General features: G+C 70.9%; 25 protein-coding genes and 1 other RNA gene. 7 read left to right on the forward strand and 19 right to left on the reverse strand.

Annotated features, from left to right (window positions below):
- Nucleotides 1-68: 68 nt before the first annotated feature.
- Both GA0070604_RS33205 and GA0070604_RS23650 read right to left on the reverse strand, forming a co-directional pair.
- Nucleotides 69-1,037, reverse strand: coding sequence for a histone (locus GA0070604_RS33205; protein WP_244162061.1), 969 nt, complete (start codon nucleotides 1,035-1,037; stop codon nucleotides 69-71).
- Nucleotides 1,038-1,112: 75 nt separating this feature from the next.
- Entirely contained in the window at nucleotides 1,113-1,316 is a 204-nt protein-coding gene (locus tag GA0070604_RS23650; RefSeq protein ID WP_089009863.1) for a hypothetical protein, read from the reverse strand.
- Nucleotides 1,317-1,535: 219 nt separating this feature from the next.
- Here GA0070604_RS23650 and GA0070604_RS23655 point away from each other — a divergent pair, with 219 nt between their 5' ends.
- The gene (locus GA0070604_RS23655; protein WP_091122758.1) at nucleotides 1,536-2,807 is read left to right on the forward strand and encodes a M48 family metallopeptidase; all 1,272 of its coding nucleotides are present in this window, start codon (nucleotides 1,536-1,538) and stop codon (nucleotides 2,805-2,807) included.
- Nucleotides 2,808-2,857: 50 nt separating this feature from the next.
- Nucleotides 2,858-3,967, forward strand: a complete 1,110-nt coding sequence (locus GA0070604_RS23660; protein WP_091122762.1) for a DNA glycosylase AlkZ-like family protein — start codon at nucleotides 2,858-2,860, stop codon at nucleotides 3,965-3,967.
- A 134-nt stretch (nucleotides 3,968-4,101) separates the two neighbouring features.
- Here GA0070604_RS23660 and GA0070604_RS23665 read toward each other — a convergent pair whose 3' ends face one another.
- From GA0070604_RS23665 to GA0070604_RS23690, 6 genes are all read right to left on the reverse strand, one after another.
- The gene (locus GA0070604_RS23665; RefSeq protein WP_091122764.1) at nucleotides 4,102-4,806 is read right to left on the reverse strand and encodes an Lsr2 family DNA-binding protein; all 705 of its coding nucleotides are present in this window, start codon (nucleotides 4,804-4,806) and stop codon (nucleotides 4,102-4,104) included.
- A 154-nt stretch (nucleotides 4,807-4,960) separates the two neighbouring features.
- Nucleotides 4,961-6,064, reverse strand: coding sequence for a CDC27 family protein (locus GA0070604_RS23670; RefSeq protein ID WP_091122768.1), 1,104 nt, complete (start codon nucleotides 6,062-6,064; stop codon nucleotides 4,961-4,963).
- Between the two features lie 88 nt (nucleotides 6,065-6,152).
- Nucleotides 6,153-6,797, reverse strand: coding sequence for a GNAT family N-acetyltransferase (locus GA0070604_RS23675; RefSeq protein ID WP_208602157.1), 645 nt, complete (start codon nucleotides 6,795-6,797; stop codon nucleotides 6,153-6,155).
- A gap of 22 nt (nucleotides 6,798-6,819) precedes the next feature.
- Nucleotides 6,820-7,497: a GOLPH3/VPS74 family protein gene (locus tag GA0070604_RS23680; protein WP_091122771.1), complete on the reverse strand. Its 678-nt coding sequence runs from the start codon at nucleotides 7,495-7,497 to the stop codon at nucleotides 6,820-6,822.
- Between the two features lie 16 nt (nucleotides 7,498-7,513).
- The gene (locus GA0070604_RS23685) at nucleotides 7,514-8,518 is read right to left on the reverse strand and encodes an acetamidase/formamidase family protein (RefSeq protein ID WP_377592224.1); all 1,005 of its coding nucleotides are present in this window, start codon (nucleotides 8,516-8,518) and stop codon (nucleotides 7,514-7,516) included.
- A 5-nt stretch (nucleotides 8,519-8,523) separates the two neighbouring features.
- On the reverse strand, nucleotides 8,524-9,930 hold the full coding sequence (locus GA0070604_RS23690; protein ID WP_091122777.1) for an APC family permease: 1,407 nt from the start codon (nucleotides 9,928-9,930) through the stop codon (nucleotides 8,524-8,526).
- Between the two features lie 654 nt (nucleotides 9,931-10,584).
- Between GA0070604_RS23690 and GA0070604_RS23695 the strand changes: the two genes are divergently transcribed.
- The gene (locus GA0070604_RS23695; protein ID WP_091122779.1) at nucleotides 10,585-11,922 is read left to right on the forward strand and encodes a hypothetical protein; all 1,338 of its coding nucleotides are present in this window, start codon (nucleotides 10,585-10,587) and stop codon (nucleotides 11,920-11,922) included.
- Entirely contained in the window at nucleotides 11,919-12,494 is a 576-nt protein-coding gene (locus GA0070604_RS23700) for a flavoprotein (protein ID WP_091122783.1), read from the forward strand. The genes GA0070604_RS23695 and GA0070604_RS23700 overlap by 4 nt, the downstream gene beginning before the upstream one ends.
- Before the next feature lie 43 nt (nucleotides 12,495-12,537).
- Here the strand turns inward: GA0070604_RS23700 and GA0070604_RS23705 are convergent, their stop codons facing one another.
- Nucleotides 12,538-13,419 carry an alpha/beta fold hydrolase gene (locus GA0070604_RS23705; protein ID WP_167363565.1) on the reverse strand — a complete coding sequence of 294 codons (882 nt, stop codon included), beginning with the start codon at nucleotides 13,417-13,419 and terminating at the stop codon, nucleotides 12,538-12,540.
- 234 nt (nucleotides 13,420-13,653) lie between these two features.
- On the opposite strand from GA0070604_RS23705, the gene GA0070604_RS23710 reads away from it, so the two are divergent.
- Nucleotides 13,654-14,148: a hypothetical protein gene (locus GA0070604_RS23710; protein WP_091122790.1), complete on the forward strand. Its 495-nt coding sequence runs from the start codon at nucleotides 13,654-13,656 to the stop codon at nucleotides 14,146-14,148.
- A 196-nt stretch (nucleotides 14,149-14,344) separates the two neighbouring features.
- On the opposite strand, the gene GA0070604_RS32115 is transcribed toward GA0070604_RS23710, so the two are convergent.
- From GA0070604_RS32115 to GA0070604_RS23725, 4 genes are all read right to left on the reverse strand, one after another.
- Nucleotides 14,345-14,740 carry a DUF2550 family protein gene (locus tag GA0070604_RS32115; protein WP_141721376.1) on the reverse strand — a complete coding sequence of 132 codons (396 nt, stop codon included), beginning with the start codon at nucleotides 14,738-14,740 and terminating at the stop codon, nucleotides 14,345-14,347.
- 287 nt (nucleotides 14,741-15,027) lie between these two features.
- An RNA gene (gene rnpB, locus GA0070604_RS23715) (RNase P RNA component class A) lies at nucleotides 15,028-15,439 on the reverse strand.
- Nucleotides 15,440-15,568: 129 nt separating this feature from the next.
- Entirely contained in the window at nucleotides 15,569-17,008 is a 1,440-nt protein-coding gene (locus GA0070604_RS23720) for a hypothetical protein (RefSeq protein ID WP_141721377.1), read from the reverse strand.
- Nucleotides 17,005-17,514 (reverse strand): SigE family RNA polymerase sigma factor, encoded by a 510-nt coding sequence (locus tag GA0070604_RS23725; protein ID WP_208602158.1) that lies wholly within the window; start codon nucleotides 17,512-17,514, stop codon nucleotides 17,005-17,007. The genes GA0070604_RS23720 and GA0070604_RS23725 overlap by 4 nt, the downstream gene beginning before the upstream one ends.
- Before the next feature lie 124 nt (nucleotides 17,515-17,638).
- Here GA0070604_RS23725 and GA0070604_RS23730 point away from each other — a divergent pair, with 124 nt between their 5' ends.
- On the forward strand, nucleotides 17,639-18,400 hold the full coding sequence (locus GA0070604_RS23730; protein ID WP_091122798.1) for a sulfite exporter TauE/SafE family protein: 762 nt from the start codon (nucleotides 17,639-17,641) through the stop codon (nucleotides 18,398-18,400).
- 86 nt (nucleotides 18,401-18,486) lie between these two features.
- On the opposite strand, the gene GA0070604_RS23735 is transcribed toward GA0070604_RS23730, so the two are convergent.
- The gene (locus GA0070604_RS23735) at nucleotides 18,487-19,719 is read right to left on the reverse strand and encodes an MFS transporter (RefSeq protein ID WP_091122802.1); all 1,233 of its coding nucleotides are present in this window, start codon (nucleotides 19,717-19,719) and stop codon (nucleotides 18,487-18,489) included.
- A gap of 54 nt (nucleotides 19,720-19,773) precedes the next feature.
- Here GA0070604_RS23735 and GA0070604_RS23740 point away from each other — a divergent pair, with 54 nt between their 5' ends.
- Entirely contained in the window at nucleotides 19,774-20,253 is a 480-nt protein-coding gene (locus tag GA0070604_RS23740; protein ID WP_091122806.1) for a MarR family winged helix-turn-helix transcriptional regulator, read from the forward strand.
- Between the two features lie 71 nt (nucleotides 20,254-20,324).
- On the opposite strand, the gene mctP is transcribed toward GA0070604_RS23740, so the two are convergent.
- The 5 genes from mctP to GA0070604_RS23765 all read right to left on the reverse strand — a co-directional run bounded on the left by mctP (nucleotide 20,325) and on the right by GA0070604_RS23765 (nucleotide 25,180).
- On the reverse strand, nucleotides 20,325-21,980 hold the full coding sequence (mctP, locus tag GA0070604_RS23745) for a monocarboxylate uptake permease MctP (protein ID WP_091122810.1): 1,656 nt from the start codon (nucleotides 21,978-21,980) through the stop codon (nucleotides 20,325-20,327).
- Nucleotides 21,981-21,986: 6 nt separating this feature from the next.
- Nucleotides 21,987-22,223 carry a DUF3311 domain-containing protein gene (locus tag GA0070604_RS23750; protein WP_091122812.1) on the reverse strand — a complete coding sequence of 79 codons (237 nt, stop codon included), beginning with the start codon at nucleotides 22,221-22,223 and terminating at the stop codon, nucleotides 21,987-21,989.
- A gap of 166 nt (nucleotides 22,224-22,389) precedes the next feature.
- Nucleotides 22,390-23,610, reverse strand: coding sequence for a bifunctional RNase H/acid phosphatase (locus tag GA0070604_RS23755; RefSeq protein ID WP_091122815.1), 1,221 nt, complete (start codon nucleotides 23,608-23,610; stop codon nucleotides 22,390-22,392).
- A gap of 5 nt (nucleotides 23,611-23,615) precedes the next feature.
- Nucleotides 23,616-24,353 carry a zinc ribbon domain-containing protein gene (locus GA0070604_RS23760; protein WP_091122818.1) on the reverse strand — a complete coding sequence of 246 codons (738 nt, stop codon included), beginning with the start codon at nucleotides 24,351-24,353 and terminating at the stop codon, nucleotides 23,616-23,618.
- Complete coding sequence (locus GA0070604_RS23765) at nucleotides 24,350-25,180, reverse strand: Nif3-like dinuclear metal center hexameric protein (RefSeq protein ID WP_208602338.1); 831 nt, start codon at nucleotides 25,178-25,180, stop codon at nucleotides 24,350-24,352. The genes GA0070604_RS23760 and GA0070604_RS23765 overlap by 4 nt, the downstream gene beginning before the upstream one ends.
- Nucleotides 25,181-25,253: the final 73 nt, after the last annotated feature.

Genomic DNA, 25,253 nt, shown 5'->3' on the forward strand with positions numbered 1-25,253 from the left:
ACGGCTCCGGCTCGCGGCGACGAGTTGGAGTTGTCGCCGACTCGGTGGCGGTCGGCGGCGTACCCGACTCAGCCGGTCGTCCTGCGGGTGCCCGCCGGCTTGGCCGTCGAGCGGCCCGCGACGACCCTCGTGCCGGCCGGCTTCCGCGCGGCGGTGAGCCGCTTGTGCGTACCGGTCGAGGTGCTCGTCCGGGCCTCGATGCCGCTCACCGACGACGTCGCGGAGGTCGCCTTCCGGCCCGCCGCCTTGCGCGCGGCGGTCGAGGAGGCGCCGGTCGTCTTCTTCGCCGGGGCCTTCTTCGCCGGAGCCTTGCGGGCACCCCCGGCCGGGCGGGTCCCGGCGGCCTTCGCGGCGGTGGCCTTCTTCGCGGGAGCCTTCTTCGCGGCCGTGGTCCGCTTCGCCGGGGCCCGCTTCGCCGCCGTGGTCTTCTTCGCGGCGGTCTTCTTCGCCGCCGGGCCGGTCTTCTTCGCCGGGGCTCGCTTCGCCGGCGTCGTCTTCTTCGCGGCGGTGGCTTTCTTCGCCGCCGCCGTGGCCCGCTTCGCGGGAGCCTTCTTCGCCGCCGCCGTGGTCTTCCCGGCGGCAGCCCTCTTCGCCGCGGTCGTCCTGGCGGCGGCCTTGGCGGTGGCCGTCTTCGCGATGGCCTTGTTGGCGGCTGCCTTCTTCGCGGCGGTCTTCGTCGCCGGGGCCTTCTTCGCGGCGGTCTTCGTCGCCGGGGCCTTCTTCGCGGCGGCCTTGGTTGCCGGCGCCTTCTTCGCGGTGGCCTTGGTCGCCGGGGCCTTCTTCGCGGCGGTCCTCGTGCCCGGGGCTGTCTTCGCGAGCGCCTTCCGCGCCGCCGACACGACCTTCTTCGCGGCCGCCTTCTTCGCGACCGCCTTCTTGGCCGGCACCCGACCGGCACCGGCGCCCGAGGCGTTCGGCGACGCCTTCGTGACGGTGGTCGTGCTGGCCGCGCCCGGGGTCCGGCGGGCCGCGCTGGTCTGCTTCCGGGTCCTGGGGGCGGCGGCTGGGCGGGTGGTGGCCTGCTGCGCTTCGGCCATCTCGGTTCCCTCCTTGGGGACGTGCTGCCGCCGTCGCGGAGCACGAGTACCTCGACGCGGGCCGTCCCGCGCCGTCTACCTGTCCTCCCCGGCCCAACGGGCGTCCTCGGCGTCCCACGCTTCGTTACGCTCCCGCACCTGCTGCAGGGCGTTCTCCGCGTCGGCGGCTGAGGCGTACGGTCCGAGAACGTGCTTCGCGGGGCACACGTCGGCATCGGTCTCGACCCGGTGGTGTCGCGTGCACCAGTAGTAGTGCCCACCACTTCCGTCGTCGCTCATGCGATCACTGTGCAACGCGAAACGCCCGGCCGCCACCGGAACGCTACAAATCGGCGCCGACGTCTTCCACAGTAGACGTGCTCCGGGCCGGTCCGGGCCCGAACGGGAAAAGAGCGGCACCGGACCGGTCCGTGGCAATCCGGCTGCCGCGCCTCGGCCGGGCGGTTCCGCTGAACGGCCGCTACCGCCGACCTACGAGGGCCGGCAGTATCGGCACCCATGATCACCACGACGGCCGGTACGGGGTGTCCGGAGTGCGGTACGCCGACGGTGTCGATCCGCGAGGCGATGCCCTGGTGCGCCCGCTGCGAATGGAACCTCGACAGCTACGACCGCGCCCACCAGCCACCCGAGTTCGGGTGGTCCTGGATCGACCGGCGAACCCACCGGCTCGCGACCCGGCTCACCCGCCAGCAGTACGCCGCGCTCGTCGATCGCCCGCTGGAGTCGGCCGGGTTGGGGCTGGCCGGCACCGTGACCGTCGTCGTGTCGCTGCTGCTCCTGGTCGGGGTGCTGGCGTTGGCGGTGCTCGGGGTGTGGCTGCTGTTCGCGTACCCGTTCCCGAACCTCGCGATCGTCTTCGGGCTGGCGCTGATCGGGCTGGCGGTGGCGCTGCGGCCCCGGTTCGGCCGGATCGACCCCGACCTCGAGGTGCTCTCCCGGGACGAGGCACCCGAGTTGCACGCCCTGGTCGAGGAGGTGGCCGGCGCCATCGGCGCGTCGGCGCCGCACGTGATCGGCGTCGACAGCAGCATCAACGCGTACACGACGGCGGTGGGACTGCGCCGGCGCCGGGTGCTCTGTCTCGGGCTGCCGCTCTGGGGTGCGCTGGACGGGCAGGAGCGGGTCGCGCTGCTCGGCCACGAACTCGGCCACTTCGTCAACGGCGACGTCCGGCGGCTGCTGGTGACCGACCCGGCGTTGACGATGCTCGGCAACGCCGCCGACCTGTTCCGCCCGCGGCGCGACACGCCGAATGGCGGGCTGCTGGAAATGATCGGCGAGTGGCTGGGCCGGATCCTGTCGTGGCTCGTCTCCCGCCTGCTCTTCCTCGGCCACCTGGTGCTGGTCTGCACCGCGCTACGCGACAGCCAGCGGGCGGAGTACCTGGCCGACGAGATGTCCGCCCGGGTGGCCGGCACGGCGGGCGCGACGCGCCTGCTCGACGTGCTGCTCAGCCACGAGTCGGTGGCGCTGGTGGTCCGCCAGGGCGCGCGCGGCGGCCAGGGCCCGACCGGGTGGCGGGCGGGAATGCGGCGCTCGCTGGCCGGGGCCGCCGAGCGCCTGCCGCTGGTACGCCAGCTCTCCATCCGGGAGGACGCGTCGCTGTTCGCCACCCATCCGCCGGCGGGCCTACGCCACCGGATGCTCACCGCCCGGCCGTGGCAGGACCCCGGTCTGGTGCTCGGCGAGGCCCGCGCCGAACGGATCGACGCGGAGCTGGCCCGGCATTACGAGCGGATGAGCCGGATTGTGAGTTGGTCCGCGTGACCGCCCGGTCGGCCGCACTCAACGACCGGCACCGGCACTAACCTCTCCGCATGACCCCGCAGCGGCTCGACCGCGCCACCGCCCGTCGGGTAGCCGTCCGTGCCCAACTGCTCGACGCCGACCGGCCCGCCGACCTGCTGACGGTGGTAGACCGGCTGACGTTCCTCCAGATCGACCCCACCGCCGCCGTGGCGCCCAACGCCGACCTGGTCGCCTGGACCCGGCTCGGCGCCGCGTACCAGCCGAACCAGCTGACCCGGGCGCTGGAGGCCGACCGCACCCTGTTCGAGCACCGGGCGATGGTGCGGCCGATGGCCGACCTGGGGCTGCACCTCGCCGAGATGGCGGCCTGGCCGGAGGATGCCCGGCGCCGGGACTGGCTGGCGGCCAACGACACATTCCGCCGGTACGTGCTGGACCTGCTGCGCGACTCCGGCCCGCTGCTGAGTCGCGACGTACCGGACCGCAGCGTCGTGCCGTGGCCGTCGACCGGCTGGACCAACAACCGCAACGTCACGCAGATGCTGGAATTCCTCGCCGCGCGCGGCGAGATCGCCATCTCCGGCCGCATCGGACGGCAGCGGACCTGGGACCTCGCCGAGCGCGTCTATCCGCCCGGCACGCCGGCCGTGCCCGCCGAGGAGGCCGCCCGGACGCGCGACGAGCGCCTGCTGCGCTCGCTCGGCGTCGCCCGCGCGACGGTGGTCGGCGAAGCCGGCGAGCCGACCGAGATCGAGGGTACGTCCGGACTCTGGCGGGTCGATCCGGCCGCGCTGGACGGCACCCCGCTCGCCGGCCGGACCGCGCTGCTGTCCCCGTTCGACCGGCTGGTGCACGACCGCCGGCGCGCCCTGGAGCTGTTCGACTTCGAGTACCGCCTGGAGATGTACGTGCCGAAGGCGCAGCGGCGCTGGGGCTACTTCGCGCTGCCGGTGCTGCACCACGATCGGCTCGTCGGCAAGGTCGACGCGACCGCCGACCGGAAGGCCGGGGTCCTGCGCGTCGACGCGATCCACGAGGATGTCCCGTTCACCGCGGAGGTCACGGCGGCCGTGCACGCGGAGCTGGAGGCGCTGGCGTCCTGGCTCGGCCTGCCGGAGGTCCGCCGCGGGGAAAATTCAGCCGGTACAGCAGGGGGGTGGCCGGCGGCAGGGGGCTGAGGAATGCCCCGCTGCCACCGGCCCGGGACCAGCCGCCATCCGTTGCCGCGTCAGACGGCCGGTCAGGTAGTCACCGCACGGCGACTACCAGGTGAGGGCTGCCGAGAGCTGCCGGGCCTCCCAGCCGCCCAGGTCTAGGCGGTCGCATAAGTGCTGGGCCGACCGCGCTTGCCGCCGGCCGACGAGCTGGGCCAGATTTCGCCAGTGCCGGCTCCGACTTCCCGGATGCGGTGGCCGGGTTGGTGTCGGTGGGCGTGGTCATCAGGCAGTGCTGCGGGGGTGGCGTCGATGGTTGCTTCGCGCCAGGCGTTGACCACGCCGTTGGGGATGCGGCCCATGGGTTGCACCTGGTAGCCGTTCTCGGCGGCCCAGGCTCGTACGGCGGCGGCGTCGACCTCGCTCTTAGCGCCCGCCGGCCGGGCCAGGGTGGTGGGGGATGCGGGAGTCACCGGAGCGGCGGCGCCGTGGTTCAGGTCGTGGAGCCGGCCGCGGGCGTCGGCGAGTTTCTGTTCCAACGCGGCGATCTCCGCGTCGAGCCGTTGCCGGCGGGCCATGTACTCGGTGTGGCAGCGTTGGGCCAGGTCCGCCGCGAGGGTGCGGATCTTCTCGGCCAGTGCCCGGGTCCGGCCGTTCTCCGATCGCAGCGCGAAGGAGAGCAGGTGATCGACGTTGACCTCGACAGGCACGGTGGTGGGTTCTGGCGAGTCGGGCGGGTTTGCAGGGCCAGTGGTGGCGCGGATGCCCATCGGCACGGGCGTGCTGTCCCGTTCGCCCTTGGCGAGTCGTTCCAGATGTGCGCGTTGTTCTGGTGCAAGGAAGTCCTGCAAGGTCCTTGTCATCGCGGTTACGCCAATTCAGGGGTTGGTGAGCTGCTCGCTGATTGCGCTGGATGGCCGTCTCCAGAGAGATCGGATGGCTGCCTGCCAGGGGTGGCGCGCCTTTGGCCGGGCTGCACGTTCACAGCGGATCTCCTGTCGGGGCGAGGCGGACGGTTCAGATTTCGTGATGCTCGTGGCCCTTGGCGGCGCAGTCGTCCCAGATACGGGTCAGGTGCTGCGTCATGCGGATGGTGGCGGGGTGGTCGGGGTGTTCGCGCCGGTGGGTGGTGATGGTGTCGGCGAGCAGGGTCCGGGCGGGCTGGCAGTGACCAAGGTCGTACAGGATGAGAGCGGTGATGGCATGGGCCGCGAGAGTCGGGTGAGCGTGAGAGCCGGCGGTGGTGGCGAGATGTTCGCCGAGTTGCCGGTAGAGGTGGTAGGCGCGTTGGTGGTGCCCTGCACGACGGCGAACGGTGGCCAGAAGGTGTAGGGCGTGCAGGCTGCGCGGGTGGGTGGGCCCGTACAGGTAGGCGCTGTTCTGCTGGGCGTAGGTGGCCCAGCCGATGGCGTCGGTGGGGCGGCCGAGGCGGAGCTGTAGTTCGGCCAGGAGCGCGGCGGCTTCCGCATGTAGCGGATGGGCGGGCGCGGTGGCGGGGTCGACACCGGCCAGGCTGACGTGCAGGAGTTGCCGGGCGCGCAGCGGATCGGTGGGGGCCAGGGTTCGGGCGGTGGCGACGCGCCGTACGCCTTCGGCGATACGCCGGTCGCAGGCGGATGCGGGTGTGGCGCGCCAGGTGAGGGTGATGTCGGTGGGGCTGGCGCCGACGGTGATGCGGGCGAGGACGCGGTCGGCGTGGAGGGCAGCCAACTGCGGGGGTGTCGGTGCGCCGGTCGACGGGATGACCCGGGCCGCGTGCCGCAGTATCGCCCGACCGACAACGTCGGCGATGGTCGCATCGGCAAGAGGTCGTGGGCGGCAGCCCTGCTGACACTGGTAGCCCTCGTGCAGATCGGCGTAGGGCATCGGCCGGCGGCAGAACCGGCAGTGCAACAGTCCCGGACGCAGGCACAACACGCGCGGGGTGGCGGCCGGCCTGCCCGCGTGGAATGTGGCTGGGGTGGCGGCCCTGGTGACCCATTTCTGGACCAGGCGGGGTTCGAGGTTCAGCTGGCGGGCGACGGTGGTGACCGCGCCGTATGCCTTGACGGCGCGGGCGTCGGCGACGCGTTGGACGACGGCGTCGATCAGGTCTGGTGGGTATCTGCTGGGGACAGCCATGATCCGCGGTCTCGGTTGAGGATGTGAGTGGTCGGCTGTCGGGTGGGTGTCACCGGCCAGCTTGGTCTGTGTGGCGAATGCGCTGGGGCTAGGCATGGAGGTCCCAACGGTTGTCGGCCGTACGGCTGGGGTTGATCGGCACGCCGCTGCTGCCACGGGGAGGGTTACGGCGCATCGGGTGCAGGGTCGGCCCGTCGGGCAGGGTGATCGCCGGTCGGGGCGTGTAGCCGTAGCGGGCGAGCAACTGCTGCCCGTCCGTGAAGGTGGTGGTCCAGGACGGCAGGTCGACGCGGTCGATGCGGGCGCGGTGATGGGTCAGCAGCGCGGCACCGCGACCGGCCTTTTGGGCGTCGGGGTGTACGGCGAAAACCGCGAGGTGGTAGTGCGGCTCGGTGGGCTGTCTCGCGGACAGCCGACTTTCCAGCAGGTCAAACCGGCCGGCGTGGCCCCCGGCCGTGTCGGCGAGCCGGATGCGGTAGTTGGCGGGTGGTGGGATGGGCCGGTAGCGGTGAAAGCCGACGGCGGCGGCGGTGAGGTCGTCGGTGATGTGGACATCGCCGAAGAACAGTGCGTGCTCCACCCAGATCAACAGGACGTCGGCCAGGACCCGGCGGCGTGTGGCGGGTACGAGCCACTGGCCGAGCGGGGTGGCGTAGAGGGCGTCGGCGATCAACGCCGCGACCGCGTCCTTGTCCGTCCAACGCGCCGCCCGGATACGAGCGTTCGATTCCATGATTGGCGTCCCTGTCCGTGGGCTACCGGTAGGCGGCGGTGGCGAGGTCGCCGACCGTGGCGTCGATGGCGGCGGTGATGTCGCGTACCGGGTGCAGGTGCTGGTCGGCGATCGTCTTGAGGTGTGTGGTGAGGGTGGTGGTGTCGTCGGCGAGGTAGAGGTGTTCGGTGAGGCCGAGGACGGCGACGAGTCCGGCGAGGGCGGCGGTGTGGTTGTCCGGCTGCTGATATCGGGTGGCGATAGAGCGCAGCCGGGCGCGGGCCACTACCGACCATTTGCTGTCCACGGGCAGGTAGCTGTCGGCGCGTATGAGGCCGGCGAGGCGGCGGCGGGTGGCGTGGCGGAGGATGCCGGCGGCGACGAGGCCGGCGCGGGTGCGTTCGTACAGGTCGGCGGAGAAGCCGCGCAGGAACCCTTTCAGCGTGGGCAGGGTGCGGGCGTAGCGGATCGAGGTCAGGGCGGTGTCGGCGATCAGATCGTTGGCGGGCCGGTCGAGGTGTGGGCGTAGCCATCGCTCGTCGGCTGGGCGGGTCTCGTCGCCGAGGTCGACGTGTCCGGCCAGGTACAGGTTGATCAGGACCGCGCCGGCCAGGCCGAGGGCCAGTGCCTGCCGGTGGATGTGCGGCTGGCCGGTGTCGTCGTTGTGGCCGAGTAGGAACAGTTCGTCGCGCAGCGGCAGCGGGGGAAGCGGCATAGCCATGACGGGTCTCCTCCCTCTACCGCAGCCCGGTGGTGTGCTGTCGCAGCCGTGCGTGCACGCCGGTGTAGGCCGGGTCCGGGGTGGGGAGCAGTGCCTTGTCGACGGCGGCGAGGACGGTGTAGTTGGGGTCGCACACGTTGCCGATCGGCGCCCGCCCCACCTGCGAGATGAGCTGGTACGCGTCCAGGATCTCCAGACCGGTCAGTTCGCTGGCCCAGCCGACCATGTCGTGGTGGGCGATGCGGTAGGCGTCTTCCAGGGGGCGGGCGCAGCCGATCGACATGATCGACGTGTCGGTCTCCAGCCGGGGCCACACCGTCGACACGCCTTTGATGACCTCGACGGTGAGGATGGTGGTGGTGGCGATCTCCACGCCGACGCCGCAGGCCTCGCCCTCGCCCTGGCAGGCGTGGCCGTCGCCGAGGGCGAACATCGCCCCGTGCACGTTCACCCCCAGGTAGAGGGTGGTGCCGGCGCGCAGGCGTGGGGTGTCGAGGTTCCCGCCATGGGTGTCCGGGACGATGGTCGAGCGGGCTTGGAAGCCGCCGGGGGCGACGCCGATAGTGCCGATCATCGGATCGAGCGGCAGGTTGATGGCGTGATTCGTTTCGGTGGCCTGGAACCGGACTGTGCCGGCCTGCCGGTCGATGCCGTACACCCAGACCCGTTCCTCCAGCGGCGGCTGCAAGGTGGCGGTGTGGGAGGTGGAGGTGAGCGCACCGAAGTGCGGGAATGTCGAGGACACACCCCAGTCCCGGGCGGGGGTGATGGAGGCGAGGTGGATGGCGAGGGTGTCACCGGGCTCGGCGTCCTCGACGAAGAACGGCCCCGACACCGGGTTCAGGTAGGGCATGCGGCACACCTGCGACGGCAGATCCGCCGGCCCGCGTACGAGACCACCGAAGCAGTCCTCGGTGAAGACTTCCAGCACGTCACCGGAGTGCAGGTGCGCGACTGGTAGCCGCCCACCGAACGTGTACGCCAACTCGTCCCGAACCGGCCGGTAGGTGATCTTCTCCATGGCGATCACACCCGCTCCAGGTCACGGCCTGCCCGCTGCACGGGGGCGAGCCCGGACAGGGTGGGCCGGCGGCCAGACAGGTACAGGCCAGCGAGGACGATCACGCCGAGAGCCAGCCAGGCCAGACCGAGACGTTGCGCGGCGATGCTCGCGTTCACCACCACGTAAGCGAGGATGGCGAACCCGATCGCGGGCATGAGCAGGTGTGCCCACCAGTTCCCGCTGCGCTGGCGGATGAGGTGGTGCACCACCACGGAGACGTGCAGGACGAGGAACGCGACCATCGCCCCGAAATTGATCAGCGAGGACAGCAGAGTGATCCCGTCGGAACGGGCAGCCATGTACAGGCCCAGCGCCAGGGAGACGGCGCCGGTCAGCAGGGTGGCATTGATCGGCACGTTCCGGCGGATCGACACCCTCGCCAGAAACGCGGGCAACTGCCGATCCCGGGCCATCGCGTACAACAGCCGGGAGGTGGCGACCTGCGCGACCATCGAGTTCGGCAACCCCCACGCGACCGCGGTCGCCACCGCACACAGCGTCGCCAGCCAGCCCCCGCCGGCCACCAGAGCGGCGTCGTAAAAGGCAGTCCCGTTCGGATCACCGTCGGCCAACAGCCCGGACGGATCGGGGACGAGCATCGCGGCCAGCCACGTCTGGACGATGAACAACACCCCCGCCAGAACCAGGACGGCGGCCATCGCCCGGCCGATCTGCCGGGAACCGCCCTTGGCCTCCTCGGCGAGCATGCTGATGCCGTCGAAACCTAGGAAGGACAGCACGGCGATCGACACCGCCCCCGCCACGACCGACCAGGTGAAGGTGTCGGAGTTGTAGAACGCCTCCCAACTGAACCGGCCCCTCCCAGAGGCGACAGCCCAACCGGCGACGGCGATGAAGACCGCCAGGACGATCAGCTCACCGACCAGCATCACTCGGGTGACCACCGCGGTCATGCGGATCCCGACCGAGTTGACCACCGTGTTCACCGCAACGAAGCCCAACAGCCACAACCAGACCGGCACCGCAGGCACGGTCGCGTGCATCGCCACCGACGCCACCAGGTACAACAACCCCGGCACCAGGATGTAATCGAGGAGGATCACCCAGCCGGCGAGAAAGCCGACGGGTGGGCTGATGCCCCTGCCGGCGTAGTTGTAGACGCTGCCCGACATCGGGAACGCCTTCACCATCTGCGCATACGAGAACGCGGTGAACACCAACGCCACGACGCCGATCGCATACGCCAGAGCCACCATGCCGCCGGAGCCCGCGTACACGCTGCCGAAGATCGCCATCGGCGCAATCGGCACCATGTACACCAAGCCATACGCGATCAGGTCCCGAAACCGCAACCGCCGGGCCAGTTCCTGCCGATAGCCATAGCGGGCCAGCTCATCCTGCTCATACATACGCGAGCCTTTCCTGAGAAGGAGTAAAGGGGATGGGGCGGTGTCGATGTCCGTGGGGACGGCTTCACTGACAGACCGGCATGCCACCGCCCGGCCTGTAGCTGCGGTGTTGGCCCATCGGACTGCCATGTGCGAGAGGGACAAGGCCGGGCTTCTGCTACCCCTCCCGCGCACGCAGTGACATCCAGCCGGACGGAGGTGATGCCACCGTCAGCCGGGCTTATCCGTAATGGCCGGCCCCGATCGGCGCTGGCCTCTGCACGCGGTGGGCTTGCTGGCATGCCGGCAAGCCCACCGCCATCCGCCAGCGGCTGGGAGCAAGACCACCGGCCCCCGCCCACGCAGCCCTGCTGGCGGTACGCGAACGGGGAGTCACCCATGCGGTCGACGGAGTGCCCGACGCGAGCACCTGCCGGTGCGTCGGGTCGCGTTCCGACCTGTCGCCGATCGGCACGTCCATCTGGAGCTCCCTGCCGTGAGGTTGTCGCTGGCCACCGGCGCTCCGCTGGGGATCGGCACGTCGGCACATCCAGGCTGGCTTGGGCGGTGGACGGACGGAATGTCTCGCGAGTGCACCCGCGGTGCACCTGCCGTCACCTCATGTGCGGCTACCATCACCTCCACCGGTGACTGTCCGTTCCGGAAGGACGTGCGATGGCTACGGTGACGACCTGGACCGGCCAGGACGCGACCGCGCTACGGAATGCGTTGCGGATGAGCGTGACCGCCTTCGCCGAGCACCTCGGCGCGGCACGGCGGACCGTGGCCAAGTGGAGCAGCCAGGGCAGCAACGTGCTCCCCCGCGCGGACATGCAGGCCGCGCTGGACACCGTGCTGGCCCGAGCCACACCTGAGGTACGGGAACGGTTCGAGGCGCTACGGACGGCCGGCACCAGCGGGGCAACTGCGGTTACCTCGCGGCTGGATGCCGGGGCGCATGCGGATACTGGCGATGACGGAGACGGTGACTCGTGCTCGGATGGTGACGTGCGACGAAGAGATCTTCTACGCGGAGCGGCTATCGGCGTCGCCGCCGCACCCAACGTCGCGCCGCTGCTCGACGTGCTCTTCTCGCCACCGCCCTCAGACGGTGCGGCACTCTCCTTCCCGCAGTTCTCCCGGGCCGTCGCTGCCGCCAAGATCGACTACCAGGCCTGCCGGTACGAGCGTGCACTCGACCGGCTCGTGACATTGCTGCCGTCCCTCGAACCGGTGAAGTCGAGCGCGAATGGCGAGCGGCGGCAAGGGGTCGAGGCCCTGGCCGCCGACCTGTACCACGTCGTTGGCAGCGTCCTGCTGAAGGTGGGCGATCGCGGGACAGCCCTGGTAGCGGCAGAGCGGAGCACCCGAGCTGCTGCCAGGAGTCAGGACCCGGTGGCGATCGCCGCGAGCGCCCGGATCATGACCCATGCGCTCATGGGTAACAGCCACGATGCCCAGGCGGTGACCCTCGCCGAAAACGCAGCCGGCTCGCTCGACCGGGACACCCGCCTCGCATCGACCGATGCGGTGGCCGTCTACGGCGCCCTCGTCCTCCGGGGGGCCATCGCGGCCGCCCGCCGACACGACCGGGACACCGCACACGCGATGCTCGAAGAGGCAACCCGCGCTGCAACCCGCCTCGGCTACGACGGCAACGACCGGTGGACCGGCTTCGGTGCCACCAACGTCCTGCTGCATCAGGTCAACATCGCGCTGACCCTCGGCGACGCCGGGACAGCCGTCGCGATCGCCGACACAGTGGCGCTGGAGAAAGTGACGCTGGCCGAGCGCAAGGCGTCCCTGTTTGTCGACGTGGCACGCGCCTACACCCAGTGGGGCCGATACGAGCACAGCCTCAGGGCACTGCGCACCGCGTACGAGGTGGCGCCCGAGAAGGTCCGCTGCCGACCGACGGTCCGGCGCCTCGCCAGCGACCTCGCCGTGCTCGCCAACGGCTCTGTCCGCACCGCCGCTGTCGGTTTCGCCCAAAGCGCTGGGATCCGCGTGTGAAGGGCGGTCACCTCCAGATCGTCGTCTGCGGCGCCGGTCCCGCCTTCGATGTAACCGACCTCGTCAGGACCGCGCAGGAGCGATCCTGGACAGTGGCGATCACGGCCACGCCAAGCGCGATGGACTTCATCGAACCTCAGCGGCTCGAGACCCTCACCGGTCATTCGGTTCGGTCGACCTACCAGTCGTCGCCCGGCACCCGCCGGTCGCTTCCCGCAACCGATGCCCTGGTTATCGCCCCCGCAACCTACAACTCGATCAACAAGATCGCCCTCGGCCTGGCCGACAACTACGCCATGACCTCGGTCGCTGAGCTGATCGGCAGGCAGGTGCCGACCGTCATCGTCCCGTTCGTCAACGCTGCCCTCGCCGCGCGGGCGCCGTTCCGGCACGCCTTGGCCAGCCTTCGCGACGAAGGGGTACGCGTCCTGCTCGGCCCCGACGATCAGTGGGAACCGCACCCGCCCGGGAGCGGCAACGAGCGGCAGAGAGCCTTCCCCTGGGTGGTGGCATTCGAGACAGCGGCCCAGCTCGCTCACGAATCTCGACCGGCCACTTCCGGCCACACCTGACCGCAAACCGACGAGCCGTAGGTATTTCAGGCTCTGCTGAGCCCTATCCGCACAGTGGTGCCAACAATCCGGCGAAGTGTGCAATCAGCCGCCAGGTCTCGTCTGGGTTTTCCTCCTGCGTGAAGTGTCCAGCGCCCGACACAACTCCATCCCGGACATCGCTCAGGCCTGCGGTACGGAACCCTTCGATGTAGTCGGCGATCCGCCCGCCCTCTCGCTCGCCCCGCAGGTACAGCAGCGGAGTCGTGGCGGGTGGCCCGTCACTCGCCGCCAGGTTCGCCGCCGCGTCCTGAGTGAGGGTGCGATACCAGCTGAACCCTGCGGTCAGGGCGCTTTCCTCGGCGTACGCGGCAGCGTATGCGTTTCGGGCCTCGGAAGTGATTTTCGAGGGATCCGGCGTCAGGACGTCGAGAAAGTAGTCGAAATACTCCCGCTGCCGCCCCTGCACCAGCCGTTCCGGCAGGTCCGGGATCGAGTGGAAGGCGAAGTGCCAGATATACGGGTTACGAAGAACCTCCCCCCACGGGTCCACGCCGGGGATGACGGTGTCCATGATCACCGCCCGCTCGACGTCCCCGAAGCGCCGTAGGTAGGAATACACGACCATCCCGCCAGCGTCGTGGCCGACCAGGGTCAGGTCCTCAAGCCCGAGCGCCGCCACGAGCTGGTGGACGACCGCGGCGAGCTCGCTCTTGGAGCCGTCGGTCGCGTTACCGGTGGACCGTCCGACACCGGGCAGGTCGATCGCCAGCACCCGCGCCTGTCCCGACGCCAGGGACATGACCTGCTGCCAGGTACGCCAGGACTGGGGCCATCCGTGCAGGAAGAGGACGGGCTTGCCGTCTGGTGCCCCCGCCTCCACGACGTGCACGGAGGATCCATCCACCTCGACCTGGCTGTGCTGAAACATTTGATTGTCGACCATGAATGGCATCCTCACATCAGCCCCCGACAGAACCGAACCCAGCGAGGGTCTCCTCGGCCGGGCACCCACAGAGCAGCCCGAAAAGCCCGGCCAGGTCAAGGCCAAGCCGCTACGCGGTCGCCTCCGGCGAGCCTTGACCCGACCGAGAACCTCGGGCAGGGGCGAGCCTGCCCGACCGGGGAGCCCCCCTACCGCGAGGCGCATGGACAGCGGACAGCCAGGCAGAATTCGACTGTGACGATCTCGATCACCGGCTACCGGGACTTGTTCGCCAACGTCCGCAAACGGCCCAGGATGTGGCTCATCCGAGATGACTTCGCCAGCGTCGTGGCCTTCATCGAAGGGTGCAACCAGGCAAACGCCCGAACTTTACTGACCGGCTTCCAACCGTGGCTGGTGACGCAAGCCGGCTGTCTCGACAACCACGTCTGGGGGAGCATCGTCGCCCACCTGACCGAACCGATCGGCCCCAAGAACTTCTGCGACATGGACCCAGACCTCGATGCCCGCGCCGTTGAGACCCTGTTCGACCTACTCGATGAGTTCCTAGAGCTACGCGACGAGCATGACGGCCTGAACCGCATCTTCGCCGCACACGAACAGTGGCGCCGCCTCCGCGAACAGAACGGCTGCAGCGCCACCGACGCACTTACCTGCCCCACCGTCTCATGGCCCAGAGCCGCCAGCCGGATCAGGCCCAACAGCCCCACCCTTGACAACAACCATTGAGACTCGTCCGGTAGGGCGCTCCACCTTGTCACCCTGGCCCCTGGCCCGCTCCACAGTGTGTGGGCCTCACGGCGGAGATGGCTCTAGCCGGCCGTGTGGCCGCAGGAGCGGCGAAGCTCGTGGTGAGATTCGCGCCGAACAGCAGGATGCGGCCCCACGCGTCGGCCTCCGCTGGCTGCCCTATCAAGAGCGCCGTTCATTGGGCTATGGCGCGGACGAACGGCGCTTCGGCCCTGCCGGCCGCCAACTCGACCGGGCCATTTCTCGTTTGACAGCAGAGGACTTTCAACTCTGGGTTGAGGGGTAGATGCTCCCACAGCGTGAAGTCTCGCTCACTCACGATCCGGATGTCCGTTAGAGCTATGGGTTTTCGTCGGATCGAACGTAAACGATCAGGAACCCATTCAAGGCCGATCTCTGTCCTGCGGAGGTGACCGTGCCGCCACCGCCCGGAAAAGCCTCGCTTAGAACGGTCCCTATACGCAGCCGCCACATACCGCTCGCCGTCGCTTCCTCTAGACAGTCGGCCTAGCTTCGCACCGAGCGCGCCGCCGATGGTGTCGGCGACGAGGTCGCTTAGCAGGCTCCACATGCAGCCACTGTAAGGCGGAGGTCGCTGCCATCCACGTGCCAGTAGCCGGTACCCCGGGCGGTCATCACCGGGCACGAACGGTCACGGATTGCGGGCGTTGACCTGGCCCACCAGTCCCTTCGTACCCATGATCTTCGACCTTCCAAACTGAAGCTCGCCAGGGCGTCACGGGCGTCAGGGCGTCACCAGGGCGTCAAACGCCGGCCAAAGTTGACCAACGACGACCATCGACGCCTGAACATACAACCAGGCCAGAGCCTTGATCGTGGCTCTGGCCTGGTGGGCGACGGACGAGTCGACCTGTACGCCGGATTCTGTGACCGACGCGGCCCGAAGGCGCGTCGGCGGCGGCCATCCATCTCGGCCTGCCGTCGCCGGCAGGCTCCAGCGGCCTACCCGCAGACATCGGGCGGGCAGCCCTCAAGCGTCTGCGCGGACCGTCGCCTCGCGGTGACGGCCCTTTCTTGGCCTTGCTCCGGGTGGGGTTTACCGAGCCATCCCGGTCACCCGGGATGCTGGTGGGCTCTTACCCCACCGTTTCACCCTTACCGTCCCGTATCGGGTCGGCGGTCTGTTTTCTGTGGCACTGTCCCGCGGGTCACCCCGGGTTGCCGTTAGCAACCACCCTGCCCTGTGGAGTCCGGACGTTCCTCGGCGACGGGCCGTAAAGCCCGTCGACGCGACCGCCCGGTCGACTCGTCCGTCGCGTCCATCATCTTAACGACGCCCGCGCCGCCGCCATTTCCCGGCCGGGCGGTCAGCGCACGTCGATCGTCACCACACCCAACCCGGCGTCTTCGTCAGTACCGCACGCCCTGGGGCAATCCGCTACCACGCCGACGTGAGCTGCTCATTGAAGATCCGCTCACCCGTCGCCGGCTCGCGCAGTATTCCCGAGCCCAACACCTTGCCGTCCGCGTCCAGCGCCCGCAGGGTCACCTCCGTACCGATCGGCAGGGTGAGCAGGGCGGCCCCGCCGGTCACCGACGCGCTCGCCTGGATCTTCCCGTCGGCGACCGCCTCGATCCGCGTCGCACCCTTGTGCGGTACCACCAGCAGTTGGTCGGTGAGCACCGCCCGGTTGCCGTCGCGGGCCGGCACGCGGACCGCCAGCAGGTCGTACGCCGGGGCGTAGCCGGTGGCGACCAGCGGTGGCCGCAGCGGGCCGATTTCCGGCGCTGGCACGGTCGGAGCCGGGTCCCGGATCGTGGTGAAGGCCAGCAGTGGGGCGGCACCGGTGTCGCCCACCAGCAGCAGTGTCGGTCCCCCGCCCCGCGCCGTGAGCAGCGCGGCCTCGCCGCCGGACGCGTCGAGTCGGCCGGACCACCGCATCACCGGCCGCGCCTCGTCGACCAGGCCGGACTGGCAAGCCAAGCCCTGGTAAACCTGCCCAGCTTGCCGGGCCACCGTTGGATTGGGTGGTTCCGAGGTCGGCGCCCACCGGCCGTCCTCCGGGTACGTCCCGTTGGCGCTGCGGGCGCAGTCCGTCCCGACGCCCGGCTCTTCCTGCCGAACCTGCCCGTCGCACTCGACTCGCCACCAGCCCTCGGTGGCGGCCCGGTCGACGACGAGGTAGCCGTCGGTGGGCTGGGCCTGCCACTGCCGCCGCAGGCCGGACTTTCCGGCGACGGCACGGCCGAGAGAGACGCGGCAGCCGGCCGGGGCGAGGCCGAGCAGCCACTGGTTCTGCGCGCCGCCGGGCATCCCGAAGTGGACGCCGATGAGGTTGAACGGGTCGACCGGCCCGATGCTCAGCACGCCGCCCTGGAGCCGCGCCGGTGATGCCCCGACCGGGCCCTCCGAGACCACCAGGGCCGCCGACGTCGCCGAATGGTAGACCAGCACCACCTGACGGAACCCGGCGGACTCATCGGCGAAGAGCACCTTCACCGTCGGCAGGTCCGCGGATATGTGCAGCTCTTCGCGTCCGCGATCGAAGAGCCGGGTCACGTCGGCGACGAACGCCGCGTCCCCGGCCAGGCTGCCCCGGGTGGGTGAGTTGATCAGACGCCAGCCCCACGGCGAGTCGACCGGGTTGCCATGGAAGAGCTCAAATTCTTCGGACTGGTGGTGCAGGCCGGCGGCATTCAGCGCTGCGGGACCGGCCAGCGCCGCCGCAAGCACCGCGGCCACCGCCGCCGCCAGGCCGGCGAGGCGATGCCGCCGGCGCCGTCGCGCGTACCGCATCACCAGCTCGTACGGATCGGGGTCCGGGACCACCGTCTCGGCGATCCGGGCCAGCCCGGCCCGCAGTTCGTCCACGCTCATGCCCGCTCCCCCAGCAACCCGTTGACCAGCCGCGGCTCCGGCATGGCCAGCACCTCCCGGAGCCGGGCCAGCCCTCGGGCCGCCTGACTCTTGACCGTTCCAACGGAGCAGCCCATCGCCTCCGCCACCTCCGCCTCCGGCAGGTCCTCCCAGTAGCGCAGCACCAGCACCGTCCGCATCCGGACCGGCAGGCGGTCCAACGCGGCGAGCAGCTCGTCCCGGATCACCACCACCTCGATGCTGTCCGGGCCGGCCCGGTCCGGCACCGTCGAGGTGACGAGCTCCCGCAGCCCGATCCGGCGCCAGCGGCTGGTCCGCTCGTTCACCATCGCCCGGCGTACGTACGCCAGCGGTTCGTCGACCCGTCGCCAGTGCCGCATCACCTTCAGCAGCGCCTCGTGTACCAGGTCCTGCGCCGCGTCCCGGCTGCCCGTCAACAGGTACGCGGTGCGCAGCAGGTCGGCGTAGCGGACCTCCACGAACTCGCGGAACTCCGCGTCATCCACCACTTGGCTTCCCGTCGTGACCACGCACGGCTCGCTCCCCTCGTCAGGCCGGTTCGCAGGAATGGACGCGGGAGGGCGACGAAAGGTTGAGTTCCGGGAGGACCGTACTAGCCTCTGGGGAACCATGGATCTCTCCGACGCCGCGCTCCTGGTCGCCGCCGGTCTCGCCGCGGGCACGGTGAACGCGGTGGCCGGGGGCGGTTCGCTCATCACCTTCCCGGCCCTGATCGCGACCGGCCTGCCACCCATCCCGGCCAACGTCACGAATTCCGTGTCGGTCTTCCCCGGGTACGTCGCGAGTGTCGCCGGCAGCTGGGTGGACCTGCCGCGCGGAAGGCAGCTGTGGGCCCTGCTGCCCACCACGGTCGCCGGGACGATCGTGGGCTGCCTGCTGCTGCTGGCCACCCCGGCACGGACGTTCGAGTTGGTGGTGCCGTTCCTGGTGCTGGGCGCGACGGCCATGCTGGCCTTCCAGGATCCGCTGCGCCGGCTGGTCGGCCACCCGGCCGACCTGGACCCGCGCCGCCGTACCGTCACCGTGCAGGCCATGGTCGCTCTCGGGTCGGTGTACGGCGGCTACTTCGGCGCGGCGCTCGGGGTGATGCTGGTGGCCGGCCTGGCGCTGGTGCTGGACACCACCCTGGTCCGGGTCACCGCCATCAAGAACCTGCTCTCGGCGGTGGTGGGGCTGACCACGCTGGTGGTGTTCGCGCTCTTCGGCCCGGTTCACTGGACGGCCGCCGCGGTGGTCGCTCCGGCCACGGTGACCGGCGGCTACCTGGGCGCCCGGCTGGTCCGCCGGCTGCCGTCGGTGGTGCTGAAGACGGTCATCGTCGTCTTCGGCACGGTGATCGGCCTCTACCTGCTCTGGCGCGCCCTGCGCTGAGCCGCCCCCGCGCCGGAGGCCGTCGCGGCGGCCCCGGACACCGGAACGCCCCGGTGCGACGCCGCACCGGGGCGTTCCGACCAGGTTCAGTACGCCTCGCCGACCGGTTCCTCCGGGGAGTGCTCGGCGTCGCGGGCGGCCCGGTTCCACCTCGACCAGAGCACCCGCTCGCCGTAGCCGGCGGCCATCAGGTGCGCGAAGGCGAGGTAGGTCAGCATGCCGACGGCGAGCACTCCGAAGCCGACCCAGAACGGCAGGGCCAGCCCGTGTTCGGCCAGCTTGCCGGCGATGACCGGGGCCGGCGCGGCGGCGCCCCAGCGGACCAGGTTGAACGCGCCGGTGGCGACCCGCCGATCGGCGGAGCCGAGGCCGAGCGCCAGGTCGGTGAGGTTGGCGTTGGCCAGTCCCATGAACAGGCCGGCGAACACCAGCACCACCAGCGACATGGCGGTGCCGGAGGAGATGGCGAAGAGCACCATGCAGGCCAGCAGGCCGGCGATGGCGACGCCGACGGTCTGCACCGCGCCGATCCGGTGCGCGAGCCGGTGGCCGATCACCAGGATGCCGGCGGCCAGGCCGAGGCCCCAGCCGGTGAAGGCCAGCCCCAGCGGGATCACGTCGAGGTGCAGGTAGAGCGGCGTGTAGCCGAGCACCACGAAGAAGACGAAGTTGTAGGCGGCGGTCACCACGCAGAGGGTGATGAACGCCGGCTTGCGGTAGGTGGCGAAGATCGAGCCCACCTTGACGGGCGGCAGCTTGGTGGCGGGCTCGCGGAGTTTGCGCGACGCGACGGCCAGCGCGAGCACCATGAACACGCCGCAGACGAAGAACGGCAACCGCCAGCTCACCTCGCCGAGCAGGCCGCCGATCAGCGGGCCGACGGCGAAGCCGAGCCCGAGCGCGGTCTCGAAGAGCCCGACCACCCATTCCCGGTCGTTGGCGAGGTTGACCAGCACCACCATCGCGGTGGCGAAGAACATCGCGTTACCCAGCCCCCACACGCCGCGCAGCACGGAGAGCTGCACGATGTCGTTGCTGAACGAGGCGAGGATCGCGGCGAGGCCGACCACGCTGACGCCGGTGGTCAGCACGGGTTTGAAACCGAACCGCCCGCTGGCGAGGGTCGCCGGGATCATGCCGACCGCCATCACCGCGATGTACGCGGTGAACAGCAGTTCGACCTGCCAGGCGGTGACCCCGATGGCCGCGCCGATGGCGGGCAGGATCGGGTCCACCACGGCGATGCCGGCGATGGCGAGGAAGGCCACCAGTGTGGTGGCGTAGATGGCACTGCGGTTGGGCTCGGATCCCCGATCCACTCCGCCTCCCCAGATAGCTGTATCTTACAGTTAATTCGGTTGTATCATACAGCTATGACGGACGACCGCAGCCAGGAAACCGATCAGGATGAGGCAACCCTCGGCCGGATCGAGACCGAGGTGGCCCTGCTGATGCGACTGGGCGAGGCGACCCGCCGGGCCACTGGCACCGCCGAGCACCGGGTGCTGGACCGGGCGGCGTACGTGATCCTGCGATACCTGGACAGCGCTGGCCCGCAGAACGTGTCCGCGCTGGCCGCGCGGCTGAACCTGGACGGCTCGACGGTCACCCGACAGGTCTCCGCGATGCAGCGGGACGGCCTGATCACCCGTACCCCCGATCCGGCCGACGGGCGTGGCACGGTGGTCTCCGCCACCCTCACCGGGCGGCAGCGGATGGCCGCCGTCCAGGCGGCCCGCACCCGGCTCTATGGCGACCTCCTCGCCGCCTGGTCGCCCGACGACCGGGACTCTCTCGCGGACCTGCTGCACCGCCTCAACGAGGCACTGGACGCACGCAACCGCCGCCGCTGAGAACTCCACCGCCCCAGGTGTTAGGAGGGGCCCCCTGTACAACGCCAGGCGTTAACAGGGGGCCCCTCCTTTCAGGCGACCGGCTCGCGGGCGGAGTCGGCGTCGCGGGCGGGGCCGGGGGTGACGCGGGGGTCGCCCTCGTCGGCGAAGTAGTCGCCCGGAGTGGTGGCATCCACCCCGTCGGCCACCTTCACGGCCCGCAGAACCAGCGTCAGCAGCGCCGCCACCACCAGGTTGACCAGCACCGCCACGATCCCGACGTAGATCGTCTTCTTGGTGTCGAAGCCGAACTCGGAGAGCGGGAACGCCGAGCCGGCGAAATGCTTCTTCCCCGTCGCCGGGTTCGCCACCTGGTAGAGCATCCACATGCCCAGCGCCATGCCGGCCACCCAGCCGGCGATCAGCGCGCCGCGGTGGAACCAGCGGGTGTAGAGGCCCAGCGCCACCGCCGGCAACGTCTGGAGGATGATCACACCGCCGATGAGCTGGAGATCGATGGAGAACTGCGGGTCGAGGAAGACGATGCAGGCGACCGCGCCGACCTTCACCACCAGCGAGGCGATCTTCGAGACGTTGGCCTCCTGCGCCGGGGCGGCGTCCCGCCTCAGGTACTCCTTGTAGATGTTGCGGGTGAACAGGTTGGCCGCCGCGATCGACATGATCGCTGCCGGCACCAGCGCGCCGATGCCGATCGCCGCGTACGCGATCCCGGCGAACCAGCCCGGGAACTGCGCGTCGAAGAGCCGCGGCACGATGGTGTTGGTGTCCACACTGCCCGCCTTGGCCCCCGGCAGCGGCGTCACCTTGGCCGCGATGGCCATGTAGCCGAGCAGCGCGATCAACCCGAGCAGCAGGCTGTACGCCGGCAGCGCCGACATGTTCCGCTTGATCACGTTCCGGTTCCGGCTGGCCAGCACGCCGGTGATGCTGTGCGGGTAGAGGAACAGCGCCAGCGCGGAGCCGAACGCCAGGGTGACGTACTGGAGTTGGTTGTTGGCGTTGAGCAGGATGCCGTCGCCGGGGGCCGGGGACGCCTGGAACTTCGCGTCCGCCGCGTCGAAGATGCTGCTCCACCCGCCCAGCTTGTGCGGCAGGTAGATGACCGCCACCAGGATCACGACGTAGATCAGCGAGTCCTTGACGAACGCGATCAGCGCGGGTGCGCGCAGCCCGGACTGGTAGGTGTAGGCCGCCAGGATCGCGAACGCGATGATGATCGGCAGGTGCCGGGCCAGCGCGCTGTCCCCGGTGACGCCCATCGTCTTGAGCACCGCCTCGATGCCGACGAGCTGCAACGCGATGTACGGCATGGTCGCCACGATGCCGGTGATCGCGACCAGCAGCGCCAGGATCGGCGAGTCGAACCGGCTGCGGACGAAGTCGGCCGGGGTGACGAACCCGTGCCGGTGCGACACCGACCAGAGCCGGCAGAGCACCAGGAACACCATCGGGTAGATGACGATCGTGTACGGCACGGCGAAGAAGCCCGCCGCGCCGGCCCCGAAGATCAGCGCCGGCACCGCCACGAAGGTGTACGCGGTGTAGAGGTCACCGCCGACCAGGAACCAGGTGATCCAGCCGCCGAAGCTGCGCCCGCCCAGCCCCCACTCGTCGAGGTGCGCCATGTCGCGCGGCGCCCGCCACCGGGCGGCCACGAACCCCATCGCGCTGACCAGCAAAAAGAGGACGGTGAAGATGATGATCTCGGTCAGGTGATCCCGCCACATCAGTGGTCACCTCCGCTTCTTGGTCATCTGGTAGACCAGCGTGGTGGTGCCCACGCCGAGCAGGATCCAGGCCAGTTGCAGCCAGTAGAAGCGCGGGAATCCGAACAGCCGGGGTGAGTCGGCGTTGAAGAAGGCCGGGATCAACGGCACCACAATCGGTATGAAGAGCAACCAGTTCCAGGGGCTGCGATCAGTCGCCCTGGACCGCGCCGTGCTCGGCGCCTCCGGTTCGGGTGCTGCCACGTGACACACCTCCGGGAAAGTCGTGACTCGCCAGGTAACGGCCGGAGGTTACGGCCCTGTGACTCAGGTCACGTCCATCCCGGTGACGGCCATGCGCCAAGCGGCCCCCCGCGTGCGCCGAACGGCGGAGGCGGGGGGCCGATGCGCCACAGCGGAGGCGCCGCGGTCAGTGGGAGGTCAGGTGGGCGGTGTCGTTGACCGAGCGGACCGCGACCCCGCCGTCCGGGTACAGGTCCAGCACCGAGACGCCCGCGGTGTCCAGGTAGAGCCGGTGCAGGAAGGCGTCGCCGGCCGCGAGCGCGTCGCGCAGCATCAGCTTGATCGGTGAGACGTGGGAGACCACCACGACCGTCTCCCCCGGGTACGCGGCACGCAGCCGCTCGACCGCCCGGCCGGTCCGCTCGGCGACGGCGGCGAACGACTCGCCCTGCGGCGGGGCGACCCGGGTGGAGGCGAGCCAGGCGTCCAACTCCCCCGCCCAGCCCTCCCGTACCTCGGCGAAGGTCCGCCCCTCCCAGACCCCGAAGTCGCACTCGATCAGGTCGTCGTCCGGGCGTACCGGGGGGTTGCCGACGGCGGCGGCGATCGCCTCGGCGGTGGCCGTACAGCGGGACAACGGTGAGCTGACCACGGCCGCGACGGACGGCGCGAGGGCGGCGACCCGGGCGGCGGTCGCCCGAGCCTGGGCCCGGCCCCGGTCGGTGAGCGGCACGTCGTCGCGGCCCGAGTAGCGCTTCTGCACGGTCCGCCCGGTCTCGCCGTGCCGGACCAGGACCAGCCGGGTCGCGGTCTCGGTGGGGCGCGGCTCCCAGGAGGCCGGCGTGGTGGCCGGGTCGGTGCCGGTGGCCCGGCCGGTGGCGGCCCGGGCGGCCACCTCCCGGGCCGCGGCCCGGGCGGCCGAGTCGGGGGCGGCCACCTCGCGCGGCGGCTCCACGATCCGCGGCGACTCGACGGTCGGCCGGGCCGGGGCCCGGCCGGCGGCGGCGTCCATCGCCGCGTTGGCCAGGGCGTCCGCGTGCCGGTTGCGCTCCCGCGGCACCCAACTGAACCGTACGCTGGAGAACCGGCCGACCAGGCCGGCGGCCTGCGCGGCGAGCGGTCGCAGCCCCGGGTGCTTGATCTGCCAGCGGCCGCACATCTGCTCGACGACCAGCTTGGAGTCCATCCGCGCCTCGACCTCGGTCGCGCCCAACTCGGCGGCGGCCTCCAGCCCGGCGATCAACCCCCGGTATTCGGCCACGTTGTTGGTGGCCGTGCCGATCGCCTCGGACCGTTCGGCCAGCACCTCGCCGGTCTCCGGGTCGCGGACCACCGCGCCGTAGCCGGCCGGCCCGGGGTTGCCCCGCGACCCGCCGTCGGCCTCGACCACCACCGCGCGCACCGCCACGACGGCTACAGCCCCGGCTCGCTGGTACGGACCAGGATCCGCCGGCACTCCTCGCAGCGCACCACGTCCTGCGGGGCGGCCTTGCGGATCCGGGCCAGGTCGGCCCCGGCCAGCTCCAGCCGGCAGCCGCCGCAGCGGATGCCGGTGAGCAGCGCCGCGCCGAGCCCGGTGTCCTCGCGGATCCGGTCGTAGAGGGCGACCAGGTCGGCCGGGAGGTCGTTGGCGAGCGGCTGGCGGGCGGAACGCTTGAACTCCTCCTCCTTGGCGATCTCGGCCAGGCTTTCGTCGCGGCGCTGCTCGGCGGCGGTCCGCCGGTCCCGGGCCTCGGCGATCCGGCGCTCGACGCCGTCCAGCACGCCCTGCGCGGTCTCGCGCTGCTCCATCAGCTCCAGCTCGGCGTCCTCCAGGTCGCCCTGGCGGCGATTGAGCGAGGCCAGCTCGTGCTGGATCGCCTCCAGCTCCCGGGCCGGGCCGGTACCGGCGGCCAGCCGCGCCTCGTCCTTGCTCTTGCGGGCGCGTACCTGGTCGATGTCCTTCTCCAGCCGGGCGATGTCCCGGTCCAGGTCGTCGACGGCCACCTGGGCGCGGACCCGCTCGTCCTCCAGCGCGGAGAGTTCCCGCGCGAGCGCGTCCAGCTCGGCCCGCTCGGGCAGCGACCGGCGGCGGTGGGCGAGCTGGGCGAGGGCGGTGTCGATCGCCTGCAGGTCGAGCAGGCGGCGCTGCACCTTCGGGTCAGCCTTCACGGTCGGGGCTCCTTGTCGTCCGGTCGGGGTGCGGCGGCGTGCACGGTCCACGGGTCGGTGTCCAGGTCGGACACCACGGTCTCGACGCCCAGCTCGTCCCGCAGCTGGGCGGCCAGGTCGTCCAGCCAGGGCCGTTCGGTCGCCCAGTGGGCGGCGTCCAGCAGGGCCGGGCCGCCGGCGGCGAGATGCTCACCGGCGGGGTGGTGGCGCAGGTCGGCGGTGAGGAACGCGTCCACCCCGGCGGCGGTCGCTTCGGCGAGGAAGCTGTCCCCCGAGCCGCCGCTGACCGCGAGGGTACGAACCATACGCCGAGGGTCCCCCGCGGCGCGAACTCCCCAGGCCGTGACGGGCAGCACCGCGGCGGCGTGCCGGGCCAGCTCGGCGAGGGTCATCGGGGCGGGCAGTTCGCCGATCCGGCCGATGCCCCGCCCGGGGGCGTCGGCCGGCGATCCGGGTCGCGGGCGGTGCAGCGGACGCAGCCCGGTCAGCCCGAAGCGGGCCGCGAGGGCGTCGGAGACGCCCGGGTCGGCCACGTCCGCGTTGGTGTGGGCCACGTACAGCGCGACGTCCGACTTGATCAGCCGATGGACGATCCGCCCCTTGTACGTGGTGGCGGCGACGGAGGAGACCCCGCGCAGCAGCAGCGGGTGGTGCGCGACGATCAGGTCGGCCCCGGCGGCGAGCGCCTCGTCCACCGTCTCGGGCACCACGTCGACCACGCAGGCGATCCGGCGTACCGGGTTCGTGGGCTCGCCGAGCACCAGGCCGACCCGGTCCCACTCCTCGGCCCAGGCCGGCGGGTAGCGGCGGTCCAGCGCGGCCACCACGTCGGCGACCGTGGGCGCGAATCCGGTTGTGCTCACGGCCGGCCAGCTTACCGGCGTCGAGGCGGCTCTCACG

The sequence above is a fragment of the Micromonospora eburnea genome (assembly GCF_900090225.1).
GTDB lineage: Bacteria > Actinomycetota > Actinomycetes > Mycobacteriales > Micromonosporaceae > Micromonospora > Micromonospora eburnea.

Coding starts and splice junctions, on each gene's coding strand:
- GA0070604_RS33205 (WP_244162061.1), bottom strand. CDS start 1,037: ATGGCCGAAGCGCAGCAGGCCACCACCCGCCCAGCCGCCGCCCCCAGG.
- GA0070604_RS23650 (WP_089009863.1), bottom strand. CDS start 1,316: ATGAGCGACGACGGAAGTGGTGGGCACTACTACTGGTGCACGCGACAC.
- GA0070604_RS23655 (WP_091122758.1), top strand. CDS start 1,536: ATGATCACCACGACGGCCGGTACGGGGTGTCCGGAGTGCGGTACGCCG.
- GA0070604_RS23660 (WP_091122762.1), top strand. CDS start 2,858: ATGACCCCGCAGCGGCTCGACCGCGCCACCGCCCGTCGGGTAGCCGTC.
- GA0070604_RS23665 (WP_091122764.1), bottom strand. CDS start 4,806: ATGACAAGGACCTTGCAGGACTTCCTTGCACCAGAACAACGCGCACAT.
- GA0070604_RS23670 (WP_091122768.1), bottom strand. CDS start 6,064: ATGGCTGTCCCCAGCAGATACCCACCAGACCTGATCGACGCCGTCGTC.
- GA0070604_RS23675 (WP_208602157.1), bottom strand. CDS start 6,797: ATGGAATCGAACGCTCGTATCCGGGCGGCGCGTTGGACGGACAAGGAC.
- GA0070604_RS23680 (WP_091122771.1), bottom strand. CDS start 7,497: ATGGCTATGCCGCTTCCCCCGCTGCCGCTGCGCGACGAACTGTTCCTA.
- GA0070604_RS23685 (WP_377592224.1), bottom strand. CDS start 8,518: ATGGAGAAGATCACCTACCGGCCGGTTCGGGACGAGTTGGCGTACACG.
- GA0070604_RS23690 (WP_091122777.1), bottom strand. CDS start 9,930: ATGTATGAGCAGGATGAGCTGGCCCGCTATGGCTATCGGCAGGAACTG.
- GA0070604_RS23695 (WP_091122779.1), top strand. CDS start 10,585: ATGGCTACGGTGACGACCTGGACCGGCCAGGACGCGACCGCGCTACGG.
- GA0070604_RS23705 (WP_167363565.1), bottom strand. CDS start 13,419: ATGGTCGACAATCAAATGTTTCAGCACAGCCAGGTCGAGGTGGATGGA.
- GA0070604_RS32115 (WP_141721376.1), bottom strand. CDS start 14,740: ATGTGGAGCCTGCTAAGCGACCTCGTCGCCGACACCATCGGCGGCGCG.
- GA0070604_RS23720 (WP_141721377.1), bottom strand. CDS start 17,008: ATGAGCGTGGACGAACTGCGGGCCGGGCTGGCCCGGATCGCCGAGACG.
- GA0070604_RS23730 (WP_091122798.1), top strand. CDS start 17,639: ATGGATCTCTCCGACGCCGCGCTCCTGGTCGCCGCCGGTCTCGCCGCG.
- GA0070604_RS23740 (WP_091122806.1), top strand. CDS start 19,774: ATGACGGACGACCGCAGCCAGGAAACCGATCAGGATGAGGCAACCCTC.
- mctP (WP_091122810.1), bottom strand. CDS start 21,980: ATGTGGCGGGATCACCTGACCGAGATCATCATCTTCACCGTCCTCTTT.